This window comes from Streptomyces calvus (genome assembly GCF_006782915.1).
GTDB classification, from domain to species: Bacteria; Actinomycetota; Actinomycetes; order Streptomycetales; family Streptomycetaceae; genus Streptomyces; species Streptomyces calvus.
This window is the reverse complement of record NZ_VCNP01000035.1, coordinates 40,859-57,254: the sequence shown is the minus strand read 5'-3', so window position 1 is coordinate 57,254 and position 16,396 is coordinate 40,859. Positions and strand designations below refer to the sequence as shown.

Annotated in this window: 19 protein-coding genes, 1 tRNA gene and 1 pseudogene; 14 read left to right on the top strand and 7 right to left on the bottom strand. The window is 68.4% G+C overall.

Features of this window, described 5'->3' with window-relative positions; all coding sequences use genetic code 11:
- Positions 1-3 precede the first annotated feature (3 nt).
- Entirely contained in the window at positions 4-1,515 is a 1,512-nt protein-coding gene (locus tag FGW31_RS15845) for an FAD-dependent monooxygenase (protein ID WP_220450325.1), read from the bottom strand.
- 129 nt (positions 1,516-1,644) lie between these two features.
- Between FGW31_RS15845 and FGW31_RS15840 the strand changes: the two genes are divergently transcribed.
- On the top strand, positions 1,645-2,304 hold the full coding sequence (locus FGW31_RS15840; RefSeq protein ID WP_142194062.1) for a TetR/AcrR family transcriptional regulator C-terminal domain-containing protein: 660 nt from the start codon (positions 1,645-1,647) through the stop codon (positions 2,302-2,304).
- 43 nt (positions 2,305-2,347) lie between these two features.
- Here FGW31_RS15840 and FGW31_RS15835 read toward each other — a convergent pair whose 3' ends face one another.
- The gene (locus FGW31_RS15835; RefSeq protein WP_142194061.1) at positions 2,348-3,031 is read right to left on the bottom strand and encodes a 2-phosphosulfolactate phosphatase; all 684 of its coding nucleotides are present in this window, start codon (positions 3,029-3,031) and stop codon (positions 2,348-2,350) included.
- Between the two features lie 140 nt (positions 3,032-3,171).
- Here FGW31_RS15835 and FGW31_RS35665 point away from each other — a divergent pair.
- The 3 genes and pseudogenes from FGW31_RS35665 to FGW31_RS15820 all read left to right on the top strand — a co-directional run.
- Positions 3,172-3,361 (top strand): annotated as a pseudogene (locus FGW31_RS35665) (amidase family protein); the annotation flags it as partial.
- A 532-nt stretch (positions 3,362-3,893) separates the two neighbouring features.
- Positions 3,894-4,271 carry a DUF5958 family protein gene (locus tag FGW31_RS15825; protein ID WP_233452493.1) on the top strand — a complete coding sequence of 126 codons (378 nt, stop codon included), beginning with the start codon at positions 3,894-3,896 and terminating at the stop codon, positions 4,269-4,271.
- Between the two features lie 852 nt (positions 4,272-5,123).
- The gene (locus tag FGW31_RS15820) at positions 5,124-6,293 is read left to right on the top strand and encodes a hypothetical protein (protein ID WP_142194059.1); all 1,170 of its coding nucleotides are present in this window, start codon (positions 5,124-5,126) and stop codon (positions 6,291-6,293) included.
- Between the two features lie 1,299 nt (positions 6,294-7,592).
- Here the strand turns inward: FGW31_RS15820 and FGW31_RS15815 are convergent.
- The 4 genes from FGW31_RS15815 to FGW31_RS15800 all read right to left on the bottom strand — a co-directional run bounded on the left by FGW31_RS15815 (position 7,593) and on the right by FGW31_RS15800 (position 9,193).
- A complete protein-coding gene (locus FGW31_RS15815) occupies positions 7,593-7,970 on the bottom strand; it encodes a hypothetical protein (RefSeq protein ID WP_142194058.1) in 378 nt (125 codons plus the stop codon).
- A complete protein-coding gene (locus tag FGW31_RS15810) occupies positions 7,967-8,233 on the bottom strand; it encodes a hypothetical protein (protein WP_308432237.1) in 267 nt (88 codons plus the stop codon). The genes FGW31_RS15815 and FGW31_RS15810 overlap by 4 nt, the downstream gene beginning before the upstream one ends.
- A 74-nt stretch (positions 8,234-8,307) precedes the next feature.
- The gene (locus FGW31_RS15805; protein WP_142194056.1) at positions 8,308-8,739 is read right to left on the bottom strand and encodes an ATP-binding protein; all 432 of its coding nucleotides are present in this window, start codon (positions 8,737-8,739) and stop codon (positions 8,308-8,310) included.
- Positions 8,740-8,785: 46 nt separating this feature from the next.
- A complete protein-coding gene (locus FGW31_RS15800; protein ID WP_137962175.1) occupies positions 8,786-9,193 on the bottom strand; it encodes an NUDIX hydrolase in 408 nt (135 codons plus the stop codon).
- 107 nt (positions 9,194-9,300) lie between these two features.
- Here FGW31_RS15800 and FGW31_RS15795 point away from each other — a divergent pair, with 107 nt between their 5' ends.
- The 10 genes from FGW31_RS15795 to FGW31_RS15750 all read left to right on the top strand — a co-directional run bounded on the left by FGW31_RS15795 (position 9,301) and on the right by FGW31_RS15750 (position 16,195).
- On the top strand, positions 9,301-10,086 hold the full coding sequence (locus FGW31_RS15795; RefSeq protein ID WP_137961313.1) for a GntR family transcriptional regulator: 786 nt from the start codon (positions 9,301-9,303) through the stop codon (positions 10,084-10,086).
- A gap of 156 nt (positions 10,087-10,242) precedes the next feature.
- On the top strand, positions 10,243-10,599 hold the full coding sequence (locus tag FGW31_RS15790; protein ID WP_142194055.1) for an SCO3933 family regulatory protein: 357 nt from the start codon (positions 10,243-10,245) through the stop codon (positions 10,597-10,599).
- Entirely contained in the window at positions 10,599-11,975 is a 1,377-nt protein-coding gene (locus FGW31_RS15785) for an FtsK/SpoIIIE domain-containing protein (protein ID WP_137961315.1), read from the top strand. The genes FGW31_RS15790 and FGW31_RS15785 overlap by 1 nt, the downstream gene beginning before the upstream one ends.
- Positions 11,976-12,063: 88 nt before the next feature.
- Entirely contained in the window at positions 12,064-12,714 is a 651-nt protein-coding gene (locus FGW31_RS15780; RefSeq protein WP_142194054.1) for a DUF2637 domain-containing protein, read from the top strand.
- A 12-nt stretch (positions 12,715-12,726) separates the two neighbouring features.
- On the top strand, positions 12,727-12,918 hold the full coding sequence (locus tag FGW31_RS15775; RefSeq protein WP_137961317.1) for a mobile element transfer protein: 192 nt from the start codon (positions 12,727-12,729) through the stop codon (positions 12,916-12,918).
- Between the two features lie 15 nt (positions 12,919-12,933).
- Positions 12,934-13,128 (top strand): hypothetical protein, encoded by a 195-nt coding sequence (locus FGW31_RS15770; RefSeq protein WP_142194053.1) that lies wholly within the window; start codon positions 12,934-12,936, stop codon positions 13,126-13,128.
- Positions 13,129-13,153: 25 nt separating this feature from the next.
- Positions 13,154-13,399 carry a SpdD protein gene (locus tag FGW31_RS15765; protein WP_137961319.1) on the top strand — a complete coding sequence of 82 codons (246 nt, stop codon included), beginning with the start codon at positions 13,154-13,156 and terminating at the stop codon, positions 13,397-13,399.
- 156 nt (positions 13,400-13,555) lie between these two features.
- Entirely contained in the window at positions 13,556-14,851 is a 1,296-nt protein-coding gene (locus tag FGW31_RS15760; RefSeq protein ID WP_142194052.1) for a replication initiator, read from the top strand.
- Complete coding sequence (locus FGW31_RS15755) at positions 14,844-15,026, top strand: helix-turn-helix domain-containing protein (RefSeq protein WP_137961321.1); 183 nt, start codon at positions 14,844-14,846, stop codon at positions 15,024-15,026. Before FGW31_RS15760 ends, FGW31_RS15755 begins: the two co-directional genes overlap by 8 nt.
- The gene (locus FGW31_RS15750) at positions 15,026-16,195 is read left to right on the top strand and encodes a site-specific integrase (protein WP_137961322.1); all 1,170 of its coding nucleotides are present in this window, start codon (positions 15,026-15,028) and stop codon (positions 16,193-16,195) included. The genes FGW31_RS15755 and FGW31_RS15750 overlap by 1 nt, the downstream gene beginning before the upstream one ends.
- 97 nt (positions 16,196-16,292) lie before the next feature.
- Here FGW31_RS15750 and FGW31_RS15745 read toward each other — a convergent pair.
- Positions 16,293-16,366: transfer RNA gene (locus FGW31_RS15745), tRNA-Pro, on the bottom strand.
- Positions 16,367-16,396 lie beyond the last annotated feature (30 nt).

Below are 16,396 nucleotides of genomic sequence, written 5' to 3'. Positions count from 1 at the left end.
GTGTCACGCCTTCACCGCGGCCGGCCCGAACCAGGTGGTGAGGGCCGTGCGGAGCGCCGCGGGGTCGGGAGCGGTGCCGGTGGACGCGGCCCAGGCGACATGGCCGTCGGGCCGGACGAGGAGCGCGGCCGGGGCGGGGACCTCGTCGTCCGGCCAGACCGGCCAGTGGTCGGTCACCGGCCGGGCCCGGACGACGTCGACGCGATCGGTCCAGCCCTCGGCGACGGCCCCCGGCTCGCCACCGCCGCCGAGGTCGAGCAGCACGGGACGGGCGGCGTGCAGCAGTGCGTGGACACGGGTGCGGCCGTCGGCGGTCTCCAGATCGGCGTCGGGGACCCGGCGCCCGGTCAGCGGGTGGCCGTCGCCCATGTCGTACCTGATGTCCAGTGCGGTGATCATGCCGCCCAGGTGCCGGTTGACGTCGTCGTACCGGATGAGGGAGCGGAGTACGTCGCGCAGGGCGTCGGTCTGCGGGCCGGGACGGGACAGCGCCGACTGTGCCCGGGTGTTGTGCAGCACCCGTTCCGCGACGGGGTGCCGCTCGGCGTGGTAGCTGTCCAGCAGGGTGTCCGGCGCGTGGCCGTGCACGACGGAGGCGAGCTTCCAGCCGAGGTTGACCGCGTCCTGCACGCCCAGGTTGAGTCCTTGGCCGCCGGCCGGGAAGTGGATGTGGGCCGCGTCGCCCGCCAACAGCACCCTGCCCTCCCGGTACCGCTCGGCCTGCCGTGCCGCGTCGCCGAACCGGGAGATCCAGCGCGGGCTGCGCATACCGAAGTCGGTGCCGGCGATCCGGAGCAGCGATGCGCGCAGTTCGTCGAACGTCACCTGCTCGCCCGCGCCGGCGACACGGCCGTGCTCCGTGGTGATCACCCGGTACCAGCCCGGCTCGAAGGCGATCACGGAGAAGTCGCCGGCCGGCCGCCGCTGCATGAACAGCGGCTCGGCGGGAGGCTCGGCGAGTTCGACGTCGCCGAGCAGCGCGGTCACCGTCGCCGCCGTACCCGGGAAACCGATGCCGGCGAGCTTGCGCACCGCACTGCGCCCGCCGTCGCAGCCCACCAGGTAGCGGGCGCGCAACGTGGCGCCGGCGGCGCCCAGTTCGGCCTCGACGCCGGTGTCGTCCTGGCGGATCCCGGTCACCTCCGACGACCGGCGCACCCGCACACCGAGCTCTTCGGCCCACTCCTCCAGCAGCCGCTCGATGCGGGACTGCAGCAGCATCAGGCTGCGGGTGTGCCTGGTCTCGAACTGCTCGAAGTCCAGCCACAGCCCCGAGAAGTGGCCTATCGGGCGCGGTTCGCCGGCCGCCAGGAAGCGGTCGAGGACGCCCCGCTGGTCGAGCACCTCCATGGTCCGTGCGTGCATCCCGCCGGCCCGTGACTCACCGGTCCGCCCGGCGAGCCGGTCGACCACCAGTACGTCGACACCGGCGAGCCGCAGTTCGCAGGCGAGCATCAGGCCGGTGGGGCCGGCACCCGCGATCAGTACGTCCGTGTCCGTCCTCATGCCGCTCATCCGAGCCTCCTGGCTAGCTGCCGACTTCCGTCCATCGCCCCGCCTCTAACGCCGTTAGAGACTCGAACGCTGTTAGAGGCTGCCTCGAACGCTGTTAGAGTGTCAAGTGTCCGGTGACGAGGGAGCGCGATGAAGAGCACCATCAACTCCGAGGTGATCGCCGCAGCGGCGCTCCGCCTGCTGGACGGCGTGGGCCTCGACGGCCTCACCATGCGCCTGGTCGCGCAGGAACTCGGCGTACGGGCCCCGACTCTCTACTGGCACATCAAGAACAAGCAGGAACTGCTCGACGCCATGGCCACCCTCGTCTACGCCGAGGCGGCCGAACGGCTCCAGCCACCCGGCGCGGGCACCTCCTGGCAGGAGTGGATCGCCGACTGGGCCCGCCACCTGCGCCGCGCGATGCTGAGCCACCGCGACGGCGCACGCGTCCTCGCCGGCACGTACGTGAACCACCCGGCCGTGCACCGGGCCGTGGAACTGGGCTTGGGGACCCTACGGGACGCGGGCTTCTCCCTCACCGACGCGGCCCGCGGCATCCCCGCCGTCCTGCACTACACGATCGGCTCCACCATCGAGCAGCAGGCCCACACCAACGCGGCCTACGGCGACGACAACCCGTACACCCCCGACCGGCTCGCGGGAATCATCGACGCCGAACGCTTCCCGCTCACCGCCCAGGCGTCGGCCGACCTCCTGGGCCTGGACGAGGACGCCGGCTTCGAACACGGCCTGCGCCTCCTCGTCCTCGGCCTCCAGGCCACCGGCCCGACCCCCGACCGCCCCTGACCCGGCCCCCGCACGTCCCCGACACGCCACCGCTCACCGGCCGTCACGCCACGGCGCGCGAGCGCAGGACCAGGAGCGAGTCCTCCACGGCCGCCACCATGGCAAAGGGGAACCGGTCGAGCTCGAGGCAGAGCGCCACGTCATCAGGATGAACTCCTTGACGCACGCCCTCCGCCAGCTCACCCGCGGCGCGCGACGCGCCGGCGCGTCGGAGGAACTCGGCTGCGTCCGTTCCGACTTCGGTGGTCCTCCGGGCGATGTACTGCGCGCACGCCAGATCCTCGTCGGCCTGCCCGTCCTCGCCGGTGACCACGAACGTGACACCGTCGCACCCGCGTGTCCGCAAGAGCCGAGCCGTTGCCTCCGCCACCACGAAGCTCGCGCACAACACCAACGACGCATCCTTGACTGCAAGGGCACCGACCGTCCCCGCGGTGGTCTTCTGCACGACGGTCCGTCCGCCGAGGTCGATCGACCGCACCAGACCCGGCGAGTTGACGGTGTCGAACCCGGGCGCCGGGGGCCCGTCCTTGACCGCCACCCAATCCGGATGGCGCGCCTTGAGCGCCAGGGCTTCGCCCAGCGACTCGGCAAGAACGATCTTTTCCGCCCCCTGGCCGAAGGCCCAGGCAGCCACCGTGAAAGCACGCATGACGTCGACCACGACCGCTACGGACGGGACGTCGACTTCGACCAACTCGTGGATACCGAGAAAACGAGAGTCCATTCCGAGCATGCTCGTGCACGCCCAACCTGAATCCCCCATACGGTGATGCGCCTCACACCACCGGCCCCGGCATCCGGCACCTCCGGCCACCTGCCTCGCACCATCGGGTCGGCCCGATGCCGAACAGGCCGAAGGCATTCAACGCGCCCGTGGGACTGCAGGGCGTGCGCACCTTCGACGAGATCTACGGCACCACCACAACCCGCGGGACCACCGTCGCACGTCGGGCGGGTCCTCCGGCGGCTCGGCGGCGGCCCCGGCGTCCGGACTCGACGCCCTGTCCTCGGCTCCGCCCTCGCCCTCGCCGGTGCGCTGCGCACCCCCGCGCATAAGCAGCTCCGGCGCGCCATCACGAAGGGTGCCGAAGCGGTGGACCACATCTTCGCCGAAGATCAGAAAGGCGGACGGCGGCCGACCAGGAAGCGGGCGACGCGGTGGCCGGATCAACATCGCACGGCCCCGTGTTCGGCCCCTGAACACGACAGAGGACCTGGTGTCACACTTACACACCAGGCCCTCTGACCAGCGTCGGGGTGGCGGGATTTGAACCCACGACCTCTTCGTCCCGAAGCAACTGGAGTGAGGGCACTGCCTTGGGCTGATCTGGCTCTCACCTGGTGCAACGGTCCGCAGACGTCCGCGGTCGTCCGCCGCTGTTCGTCTGCGTTGCCACGCAGTTAGACACGCACTCGGAAGGCGGACCTTCCGGAAGGCGCGCTGCGTGGCGTCGACGAAGGAGCCTGCTGCTTGTGTCAGATGGCTGTGCCATCAGGGCGCGGGAAACCGCGCTGTCCACGGGTCGCCGTGCGCGTACCGTCGGTCTGGACCGTGGGGGTGGAAGTCTGTGTTGTACGCACACGAGGTGATCCTGAACGAACTCGCACAGGGGCTCAGACCTGTGGACGAGGGCGTCGAGTGGTTCAAGGGTCTCTCAGAGGGTGACCAACGCAAGGTCCTGCACGCACTAGTGCTGTTCTGCGGGCAGGCCCGCGCCTGCGAAGAGGACGTCCCCGAGAGCATCGCGCGCTCCGGTATCCGTCCTACTCACACGCCGGCGGTGATGCTCACGAAGTGGCGCTTCGGAATGGAAGCACTTCCGGCCTACGAACTAATCAAGTCCTTCCGCTTGCTCGTCACCCTCTTCAGCATCGCCGACTCCCGCAGGCGGGCGCTGCACTGTGTCGGCGGATGTGGTCACGCGTGGCACAACCTGTCGGATCCGCCACGCGACGCAACCTGAGATGTCTTCTTGCCCTGGGTCTTGCCGGGGATCTTGGTGAGCTGGGTTTTTGCTGGTCAGGGGCGGCGGGTCCGTGCGCTTGGTGGTCGTCGTTGGTCGTCATTGGTCGCTGCCGAGCAGCCTCGGACGGCCCAGGGACGGCCCAGCCAGCACCGTCATGAGCGTCGGCTTACCGCGTTACGCAGCGCCTCGAACCAACCCATGAAGAGCCACCTCAACCACCAGAACCAACCTCTGCGCCTGCGTTGCGGCTGTGGTTCCGGACGCGCCGGCATGCGCGGAAGTCGGGGAGGAGTAGAGACACGTGGGCTTCGGCTTCGTCGGCCTCCACCACCGTGCAGATGGCAGTAGCCGTTCCATCCGGCAGGGTTTCCGCACGCTCGTCCCTGCCGTGTCACCCCAGCGCAATGCCCCATGAAGGGAGTCTGGCAGAGCCTGCGCGGGCAGGGGGCCGACCGGAGTAACTGCTCACGAGAGTCCGGAGCCCTCAGCTTGGGAAGCTCAGGTGATCTGCTCGAGGTTGCTTGACTGACCTGGACAGGAACACTGCCAGCGTCCAACCGCTTGTTGGGTTGATACCCGATGTTTCCTGTGCTCCCCGCACGATCTGGCACGCCACTTCCTCCGGACAGCAGTGTCGGTGCCATTCATCGGGGACTGCAGACGACCAAGGCTAGACAGACGGTCCAGCCCCATCGCCTCCCGCTCCTCGTCTTGCCAGCTCACGGCTATCCGGAGGCAGTGGAATGCATGTGCTGTAGTGGGGCGCGTCGAGGCGTAGCTGATGGACCGAAGAAGAGCCGTTGCAGAAAATCGCAGCGATGGGGCCCCCGCGTATGCATAATCTTGCTCATGCAGAATCTATCCCGATGGTTGAACCGGCTCGACAGTGCTATCGCCAAGAAGGAATTCAAGTTTGGCGAGACTTTTAGGCAAATCCTTATACCTGGTCCTAATCGAGTCGAGTCGGAAGGTCTTTTGCGGATAGAACCAGCGAGTCAAATCTACATTCCGGGGTCCACATACCAACACCTCCATGTGGTGGGGTGGCTTGATACTGACGGGAATCCTTTCGAGCTAACCGACGACATTGGCGCGGCGCTTACCCTTGTGGCAGACCGAAGAATAGAGGTAGTTCCCGCTCAGCCGCTTACCATGGAGGGAGAGCCCAGTCGGAAGGTTTTCCTGTCCATGTCTGATCTTCCTGATCGTCGACTTATGGGCCCACTCGATGACGGACTTGACCTGGATGAAGATTTCCGTGCTCTTTTGGGTGGTATGCGATCGCTTGAGAGTCGAGAAGCGGATGTCCTCAATGCGGCCATCAGGCTCCACTACGGCGCCTGCCTCCTTTTTGCGACGGATATCGCAGCGGCTTACACGTTGGTCGTCGCGGGAATTGAAACTCTAGCCGGAGAGTTTCACAAGTTTAACCCCGGTTGGGACGTATGGGACCAGGCTAGAAGCTGGGAAAAATTCATCAAGGCGCAAGCGCTGACAGATAAGCAGGCGGAAGCGCTCAGGTCGAAACTGCTAGAAAAGAACGCGCACATGAGGCTGGGTGAGCGATTCGCCGACTATGCAACAAGCGGGATCACCGAAGCGTTCTTTGAACAAGAACTATCTGCATGGGTGCCAAACATTGACTGGGCTAGGGGCAGCATCACGGGCGGATCCTGGAATCCAGGGCCGCGCATAGGAGAGGTCAACTCAAACATCGATGACCTTAAAAAAGCGCTCAAAAAGTCATACGCTGCGCGCTCAGGTTTTGTGCATTCGGGTAAAAGATCAGTCGACTCGATCAATCAGGCCGTAGGTGCGTATGCTGGGTACAAGTCCTCTGCTCCGGTTCCATTCGCCATATTGAGGTCGCTTCTTCGGTACCTCATTCTTAGGGAAATTGATTCACGGTGCACGAGCCGAGAGACGCCGCCAATTGAGGACCGCAAAGCCCACAACGTTGCGACTCTACTGCGCGAGGCTGCTCCGCTCCTTAACGGTGGTACGAAGGGAGGGGGGTGATTTCCATCGCTAGCGGACGAGGTCGGTGGAGTCCCAATGGCCGAGTCATGCCGACGGGGCGCCGCCCACCGATTGAGGGTGGCGCCCCGCCTGGGACATGTTCGAGCCTCATCCTTATCAGGTCGATCATCACGGACCGTCGACGCTGGCGCTCACCTGTCGTGCAGCGGCGTAGCGGTCGCCAGGGGTCGCGTCAATCCGCGATCGTCCGCCCTTGTTGGTGTCAGGCGTTGGTGTCAAACACCCAGGGGGCGCTTGACGGTTGCCAGGCTGGCATGTAGCTGGTCCGTCGTAGGTGCGACCGCACGAGAATCAGCACGATGATCACAGTGATCAATTGGAAGGCTGAGTCGAGCGTCGCTGCCATGGCATCTGGGTTGATGACGCAACCGGCGACGCCAGCGATCATCACCCATAGGGCATTGTCAGTGGGCTGTGGAACAGTGGCAGTAGTGCCACCGCTGCCGTTCGGAAGTGGGGTGCGAGGGGTCGGGATGGACACGTCGTGTCTCTCCTGGTTCTCTCTGGGGCGTGCGCCTGCCTCTCGCCAAAGTGCTCGGGCGCGCGCCCCGCGTCTTGTGCGGTCTCGCCATTTCTACGGCACGGCACTGACAAATGAGAGGCCCAACTCCGTTTCGCTCACCGCCTTTTGACACCAACGGGGCACCGTTTCACGTGAAACCAACTTGCCGAGCACGTCAGGCTATGGGTGCCTGACCTGCTCGGATGACGTCTTGCCGCGCTTCTCAACTCGGTAGCGCAAGGATTGTCCACGACACGGCTGCACGTGACGCCGACGCCCTCGGAGTCGAACCCCTTGTCGCCGCGTACGGATCCACTGCTTGGCCTTCTCCACCTAAGCCACCACCCACCCCAGCTCCCATCCCGTCCGCCGTCGACCCACACACCGTGGAGCGGGCGTGGTTCCTGGCGTCCAGGTGGAGCGCGCCACTGTACGAACGACCTGGACGCCAGGAGCCGCGTCTGCTCGGCTCTGCCTGGGTCGGCGGTGGACGGGATGGGAGCTCCCCGCGCACGCCCCTACGGGCCCGCAGTCGGCGACGGTGCTCCCTCCATCCCGGTGCCGGCCGATCCCCCGCCGGAGGCATTGTCTTGACCGCGGGCCGCCCTGCGTGGTGATCGACTCATTGCCTCCGGCCCTATCCACGTGTGGGCGCGCGTCGGCGCAGCGCGGGCGGAGCGGGCCGAAGGCAGGAGCGGCGCCCGGAGCGGAGCCGGGAAGCGCGCCCGGCGGAGCGGAGCGCAGCCGGGGCTTGAACCCGTAAAGAAAGTTGTAACTCAGTCTGTGGTGCGGGGCTTGAAGTCGTGGGCACAGGCTGGGAGTTCGACGTCCTGTCGGTGTGCAAGCGGCAGGAAGAACACTGGGCGGATGGTCCAGGTGATGCGGGTGCTGGCGTGGGTGATGGTCACCGTGCAGGGTTCGGAGCGCAGCATGGCTCTGCGGGTCTCGGCGCGTTCGTCGTGCAGCCATGTCCATGCTTCGTCCGACGCGTCGGAGTCGAGTGCTGGTGAGATGGTGCGGAGAGCGATGGCGACCCATCGGTCTGCTTGAGGCGCCGAGTACGCGTCGAACGATGCCAGACGCGCCGGCCCTCCTGTGCCGGTGACTTCCTCGGTCCAGCATTCGCACCAGTAGCTGCGGGTGGGCCCGTTCATGGGGTCGCTCCCGCCGGGTAGGCCAGCAGTACGTAGCGGGTGGTCTCGTCGTAGAGGGTGAGTTGGTACCCCGTGCCGCTGGTCAGGTAGGCGAGGGCTCGTTCATGTTCGGCCTCGTCCGTCAGCCAGTGCATGCCCGGCTGTGCGTATGCGGCGTCGAGCTGGTCGGTGATGTGCTGCGTGCGCTCGCGTAACCAGCGCAGTGCCAGGCGCGGGCTCGTGGCGTCGTGTGATCCCAGGGGGATGGAACGGATCTCGTTCAACGGGTAGGCAGCGGCTCGGCATTGGTAGGGGAGGGGCCGGCTGCCTGCGGTCGGCGCTGTGGGGGGAGCGGATGTCAGCACGGGTGCCCTCCTGCCGGGCCGGCATCGGTGAAGAGTTCCGCAGTGACCGTGTGGCTGCCGTGGCTGCCGTGGACGACGACCCGGTGAGCGAGTGCGCTGACCATGCCCAGGCCTCGGCCGTGCTCCGCCTCCTGGTCCTGGTGCTCGACCTTCGGCGCCGTGCCGGTGCCTCCGTCGTCCGTGACGGACAAGGCGATCACCTGCGGGGAGACCGCGAGGGCCAGATGGAAGCTGCCCGATGTCCGGCCGCTGGCCGTGTGGAGGATCGCGTTCGCGCTCAGCTCGCTGACGATCAGCTCGGCGTCCTCCGCCAACGGCGATCCCCGCAGGATGTCGCGGGTCCAGCGGCGGGCCCTGCTGACCTCTTCCGGAAAACCTGGGCAACTGAGCCCCCAGACCCGGGCGCTACTCGTATACTCGTGCATACAAGTTCCTCCATGCTGGTAGGCCGCCATGTGCAGCGGGTTCGGACTAGACGAGTTTCACGCCGTCGTGGGCGCGGACGGCCGGCGGGGATGCCGCGTCGAGTGCGTCGAGGACGCGGATCGCGTATGCCTCGTCGGCGAGTTCGATGACTTCTTCGCGGGTGGCCCAGCGCAGTGCGCGGGTCTCGTCTCCCGTGGTGGGAATGCCGTTGGCCGCCTGGCAGCGGAAGACGAGGGAGACGATCAGGCCCGTCATGTTTTTGTAGACGCCGGTCAGGGTCGCGGGAAGCTCGATCTTGATGCCGGTCTCTTCGAGGACTTCGCGCTGAAGTGCCTCGGGGACGGTTTCCTCGCGTTCGAGGACTCCGCCCGGCGGTTCCCAGTGGCCGTTGTCGCGGCGCTTGATCAGCAGGGCCCGGCCTTGGTCATCAACGATGACCCCGGCGACGCTCACGGAGTGCGGGCGTTCTGTGCTCACGTTCCTCGGCCCTCTCGGCTGGCTAGGCTCTCCACCGTAGCAACAAGACTCGCCCACTCGTCTAGATACCTAAAGGAGTACGCGTGACGTCTCTACCGAGCATTCTCGGCGGCCTCGACCCGACCAGTGATCGTGCCGTCTTCCGGCAGATCGCCGACCAGCTGCGCGAGGCCATCGACCGTGGGCGATTCAAGGAGGGGGAGAAGCTGCCCTCCGAGGCTGAGCTGGTCGAGCACTACGGGGTGTCCCGGATGACGGTCCGGAACTCCTTCTCGATCCTCCAGGGCGAGGGCCTGGTGCACGCCGAGCACGGCCGGGGCGTCTTCGTCCGGCCCCGGCCTCCGGTCCGGCGACTCGCCTCCGACCGGTTCGCCAGGCGCCACCGTGAGCAGGGGAAGTCCGCGTTCATCGTGGAGGCCGACGCCGTCGGCAGTCACCCCACCGTGGACAGCCTGGAGGTGAAGGAGGAGAAGGCCAGTCAGGACATCTCCACCCGGCTCGGGTCCGTGCGGCGCGTGCTCGCCCGGCGTCGCCGGTACCTGCTCGACGGCCGACCGGTCGAGTTCGCCACGTCGTACCTGCCGCTCGACATCGCCCGGGGTACGCAGATCGCCGAACCCAACCCCGGTCCCGGCGGCATCTACGCCCGCCTCGAGGAACTGGGCCACCAGCTCGACCACTTCGAGGAGGAGATCCGGGCCCGGATGCCTTCGCCGTCCGAGGTGAAGACGCTGCAATTGGCCTCCGGTGTGCCCGTGATTCACCTCATCCGTACGGCCTTCGATACCGCGGGGCGGGCTGTGGAGGTCTGCGACACGGTGATGGCGGCCGACGCGTACGTTCTCTCCTACCAGCTCCCGGCGACCTGATCGGCGGTGCGCGAGGCCACTTCCCCGGACTCGTACACCCTCTCATGCATACTCGTATAGACGAGTGGGCAAGTTGTGTGGCAAGGTGGTCCCCGTTCCCGGCGTCGTCGGGTTCGAAGGATGCATCTTGTCTAGACGAGTAGATGGGGAGAAGTCTTGCGCACCATCCGTGTGGAGACCTCGGCCGCGACGATCCTGCTGACCGAGGCGCCCGAGCCCAAGGTCCGCGACCGGCAGTCGGGCGAGATCGCGAAGGACGCCGTCAGCGGTGAGGCGCTGATGACGATCGGCGTCGTGTACATCGAGGAGGGGGAGTCGTCCCTGATCAAGGTGACCGTTCCGGAGAGTGGGGTAGCGGAAGGGCTCGCCCTCGGCGCCCCGGTATCGCTGCCGGGCCTGGTCGCGCGGCCGTGGGAGAGCGTGTTCAACGGCCAGCAGCGGCACGGCATCGCCTTCCGGGCCGCCGCTGTCACTCCGGCCGCCTTCCCGGCAGCCATGGGGGCCACGGCCTGATGACCGATCTGACAACCCTTCTGGAGGTGGGTGGTCCCGTCGCCGCGCTCGGCGGTGGGGCCGCCTACGCCCGGGTGCGACACCCCGGCGTCTACTGGTCCACGGTCGGCTTACCGGTGTCCACGGTCCGGCTGCTCAGCTCCTACGGCTCCGTCATGGAGGCGTGCGGGCTGACGGTGGCGCCGTCCCGGCTGCGGGTCCTGGCCGTCAAGGCCACCACCCGTCGTGAGGTCCGGCCCGTACCGCCGCGCCGGGGGATCATCCGGCCGACCACGACGGGGCTGCGGGTCCGCCTGCGGCTCGCCCCGGGGCAGGAACCCGCCGACGTGGCCGCCTCCGCCGAACGACTGCGGCACGCCTGGGGCGTCCACGCCGTCTACGTGACCACGGTCAAACCGGGCGTGGTCGAACTACGGCTCGTCGGCTTCGACGTGCTGCGGCGGGTGCGCATGCCGCGCAAGCTCCGCCCGGACCTGCTCCGGGTGCCGGTCGCGCTGCGCGAGGACGCCACTCCGTTCGTACGCGACTACCGCACCGTTCCGCACCAACTCACCCTCGGTGCCACGCTGTCCGGCAAATCCATGTACCTGCGTCACCTCATAGCGGGTCTCGCCCGTCAGCCCGTCGCCCTGGTCGGCATCGACTGCAAGCGGGGCGTGGAACTGGCGCCCTTCGCTCCGCGCCTGTCGGCGCTCGCCACCGACCCGGAGCAGGCCGCCGAACTGCTGCCCGTGCTCATCAAGGAAATGGAGGACCGGTACGACCTGATCAAGGCCCGGCAGGGCATCGCGCCGAACACGCCGGACGAGGAGATCACCTCCGACATCTGGGGCCTGCCCGAGCACGAACGCCCGGTACCCGTCGTGCTGTTCGTCGACGAGGTGGCCGAACTCTTCCTCGTCGCCACGAGGAAGGACGAGGAACGCCGGGACGAAATGGTCACCCAACTCATCCGGCTCGCCCAGCTCGGCCGGGCCGCCGGCATCTACCTGGAGGTCTGCGGACAGCGCTTCGGCGCCGAACTCGGCAAGGGCGCGACCATGCTGCGGGCCCAGTTGACCGGCCGCGTCTGCCACCGCGTCAACGACGAAGCCTCCGCCAAGATGGCACTCGGCGACATCGCCCCCGAGGCAGTTTCCGCAGCCTGCGCCATCGCCCCCGAACGGCCCGGCCTCGCCGTGGCCGGTGACACCTCCGGCGGCTGGTCCCGCATCCGCACGCCGTACCTCTCCCTCGGCGACGCCGCCGAGACCTGCCGCGAGTCGGCCCACCTGGTCCCCGACCTGCCCGCGCTCAAGCCCTTCCGGCCCGACGCGCCCCTACAGCCTGCTGAGACACCGAGCCCGGTCCTGCGGCCTCGACCGGTGACCGACTGACCCGCGTCCCCGCTCATCCCCGGTCGGCGTGACCGCCTCACGCCATGTCCCTACCCCTCTCATGCCCGAATTCGGAAGGAGCCGCAGCATGCGTGCCTACCTGGCCCGTGTCGATGCGGTGCTCGTCCAAGCGGTCATCGCCGCCGCGTTGTCCTTCGCCCACCTGCACGACGTCGCCTCGGCGGTCGGACAGGACGGGTGGAAGGCGTGGGCCTATCCCGTCTCCGTCGACCTGCTGCTCGTCGCCGCCTGGCGCCGTCTGCGGTCCGGCGAGGCGAAAGCGGCCGGGTGGTGCTGGTTCCTGATCGCCCTCGCCGCGTCGCTGGGCGCGAACGTCGCCACCGCCGGGCTGCTCGACCTGGACCACGTGCCGGCCTGGCTTCGCATCCTCGTCGCGGGCTGGCCCGCGGTCGCCTTCCTCGGCGGAACCCTCCTGGTCCACTCGTCGCCGACCACGCATGACGAGCCCAGTGATGCCGTGGGCCAGGAGGCGCCCGAGGACATCGAGGACCAGGAGGACGCGCCCGATCCCGCTCCGGAACCGCCGGCGGCCGAGTCGGCACCGGTTCCACCTCCGGCCCCGCCGCCGGTCGCCGTCCCGGCCGCCCTGGTCGAGCACGCCCGCAAAGTCGCCGCCGAGCACCACGCCCGCACCGGAAGGGCCATCGACACTCCGACCCTGCGCGCCCGCCTCGGCGTCGCGCCGCCCATGGCCGACGCCATCGCCGCCCACCTCTGAAAGGAGCCCCACATGAGCGCCAACCGCCGCTTCCGCTCCGTCACCCGCATCGGCCCCGTCCAGGTCGGCACGTACTACGACGGCCGCGGCCGGGAGAAGCACACCGCTGCCTGCACGGCCCCGCGCTGCGGCTTCTCCGCCGACTACGACAGCCGTGCCGCCGCCGAACTGGCCGCCCGTACCCACCGCTGCCCCGTCCGCTGAAAGGACCCGCACACCGTGACCGTCAGCCTGCCGCTCGTCGTCCTCCTCGGCTTCTTCGCCTGGGGAGCGGTCAAGTTCCTCGGTGTCCGCACGTGGATCGTCGTCCTGATCGCCCTCTTCGGCTTCTGGCTCTCGGACACCTTCATGGCCCCCGTCATCGAGTCCGGCACGCGCTCCGGCGTGGACATCGTCAACGGCTCACATGACTAGACGAGTAGGTAAGGAGAGCTTCGCTGTGTTCCTGCCCAAGTACCCCGACAACCCGACACCGCCGCCCGCGCACACCCACACCGTGGCCGACCAAGCGCCGGTGCGGCGGCCGGTCCCTCAGATATCCGTCAGCACCGGAGCGGTCGCGGCCGTCCTCGTCGGCGGCGTCGTGCTGACCGCGCTCCTGGCCGCCGTCGCCGTCACGGCCGTCTCCGTGGCCGTCGCCGCCGTGGTCCTGCGGTCGATGCTCCGCGACCAGCACCGCCGCTGACGCACCGCACCACCCCCGGGGCGGCCTCGATACCGCCAAGCATCCGCCGCCCCGGGGGCTCTGTCCCTCCAGCCGAACCAGAAGGAGAAAGCCATCATCACCCGCGCCACTCCGCCTCCGCTCCGCGAACTCGGCGAACTGGCCGCACTCGGCACCATGCCCGCACTCCTGCGTCAGCTCGCCGGCCTCGGCGGTTGCACGCACCCGATCCGCCTCGATGGCCACCGCACCGAGTACGCCGTCGACACCCGCACCGGCGAGATCGGCAACGTCCTCCACCGCCTCGACTCCTCCAGCCTCCCGTCCGGTCACCTCCTGGTCCGCTGCAACAACCGCCGCACCACCCGGTGCGCGGCCTGCGCCGAGGTGTACCGCCGCGACACCTTTCACCTGATCACCTCCGGCCTGCGTGGCGGCAAGGGCGTCCCCGAACGCGTCGCCGCCCACCCGCGCGTCTTCGCCACCTTCACCACACCGAGCTTCGGCCCGGTCCACAACCGCCCCACCGGTCCGGCTGGTTCGGTCCGCCGCTGCCGCTGCGGCGCGCTCCATGACCAGGACGACCCCGCCCTCGGCACCGCGCTCGACCCGGATACCTATGACTACGAAGCGGCCGTGCTGTGGAACGCGCACGCCGGTCCGCTGTGGCGGCGCTTCTCCATCTACCTGCGCCGGGAGGTCGCCAAGCGCGCCGGCCTCACCCAGCGAGCTTTCCGCGAGTACGCACGGGTGTCCTTCGCCAAGGTCGCCGAGTACCAGAAGCGCGGCGCCGTCCACTTCCACGCCGTCATCCGCATCGACGGCCCCGAGGGCGGCGACACCCCGCCTCCCGCCTGGGCCACCGCCGAACTGCTCACCGATGCCATCCGCGCTGCCGCCACCGCCGCCCGCGTGGACGGCCCGGTCATCGACGGCCGAGCCCACACCTTCGCCTTCGGCCGCCAACTCGACGTCCGCACCATCCGCTCCGCCGACTTCGACGGCGGCAAGGAACTGACCGAACGGGCCGTCGCCGCGTACATCGCCAAATACGCCACCAAGGGCGCCGAGACCGCGACGGGAGCTCTGGACCGGCCGCTGAGGTTCCTCGCCGAACTCGCCCAGCTCGACATCAGCGACCACGCCCGCCGGCTCATCCGCACCGCCTGGACCCTCGGCGCGCGTAAGAACCTCGAACACCTCCGCCTGCGGGCCTGGGCCCACATGCTCGGCTTCCGCGGCCACTTCTCCACCAAGTCCCGCCGCTACTCCACCACCCTTGGCGCCCTCCGCGACGCCCGCGCCGAATACCGCCGCGCACAAGCCCTGGAAGCGGCCGAGACCGACCCGAACACGACTCTCGTCCTCGCGCACTGGATCTACGCCGGAACCGGCCTCACCGACGCCGAAGCCTGGCTCGCCGAAACCCTCGAACCCGCCCCCGGAACGGAAGGAGAACCCGACCGTGCGTAATGACGAACTGCTCACCGTCGCCGAGGTGATGGCCCGTCTCAGGCTCGGCCGGTCCACGGTGTACGACCTGATCCGTACACGACGGCTGCCCTCGGTCACCATCGGCCGGTGCCGGCGTATCCCGGCCTCCGCCCTGGGCGACTTCATCGCGGAACAGATGGAGCGTGCGGCCTGATGACCAAGCGTCGGAGCCGCGGTGACGGCGGCCTGCACTGGGACGAGAGACGGCAACGGTGGATCGCCACGGCGAACCTCGGGTTCGATCCGAGCGGCAAGCGGATCGTCAAGCGGGGGAGTGGCAAGACCAAGACGGAGGCGAAGAACAAGCTCAAGGAGGTGTTGCGGGACCACGAGGACGGCCTCGCCATCGCGCCCACCAACTACACGGTCAAGGACGCGGTGACGGACTGGCTCACATACGGCTTGGCGGGCCTTGACCCGAGCACCGTCGAGACCACCACGCTCCTGAGCCAGAAGCACGTCATTCCGGCGCTCGGCGCCCGGAAGCTCCGTGACCTGAGCGCGGAGGACGTAGACCGCTGGCTGGCCGCCAAGGCGAAGACGCTCAGCACGCGCACCCTCCAGGCGATCCACTCGTGCCTCAACCGCGCGGTCAAGCGGGCCATGGCCCGGGACAAGGTGAAGCGCAACGTCGTCGAGCTGTGCTCGGTGCCCCAGGGGCAAGCCGGGCGCCCCTCCAAGGCCCTCACCTTCGCTCAGGCCGAGGCCGTGCTCAAGGGTGCCGAGGGGACCTCGATGTACGCGTACATCGTCGTGGCCCTGCTGACCGGTGCCCGTACCGAGGAGCTGCGGGCGCTCACCTGGGACCACGTCTTCCTCAAGGGTGAGCCGGACGCGGACCCGCCGCAGCCTCCGCACATCGCGGTGTGGCGCTCGGTCCGGCGGGGCGGGGACACCAAGACCCGGAAGTCTCGGCGCACGCTCGCTCTGCCGGGGCGCTGTGTCGAAGCGCTCTGGCAGCAGTTCGAAGATCAGGGATGGGATCGGCTGGCGGCCGGCGACAAATGGGAGGAACACGGGCTCGTCTTCTCCTCGGCCGTGGGCAAGCCGCTGGACGCGGCCAATGTCCGCCGTGCCTTCCGCCAGGCGCTCAAGGGCATCGACGGGATCAACGCCGATGAGTGGACGCCCCGGGAGCTCCGGCACAGCTTCGTGTCCCTGCTGTCCGACCGCGGCGTACCGCTGGAAGTGATCTCCCGGCTCGTCGGGCACTCCGGGACGGCCGTGACCGAGGAGGTCTACCGGAAGCAGATCCGGCCCGTGATCCAGACCGGTGCCGTGGTCATGGACGGCATCTTCGGCGCGCAGGAACAGCGGTCGTAGACACGCGGGAAGCGGTAGTCACGCAGATAGACACGCAGGCGGAAACAGGTGAGGCACCTACTCGTATGAGTAGGTGCCTCACCTGGTGTTTCGGCTGTCGGGGTGGCGGGATTTGAACCCACGACCTCTTCGTCCCGAACGAAGCGCGCTGCCAAGCTGCGCTACACCCCGATTGTCGCTGCTCTCGCGGCGACGACGTTT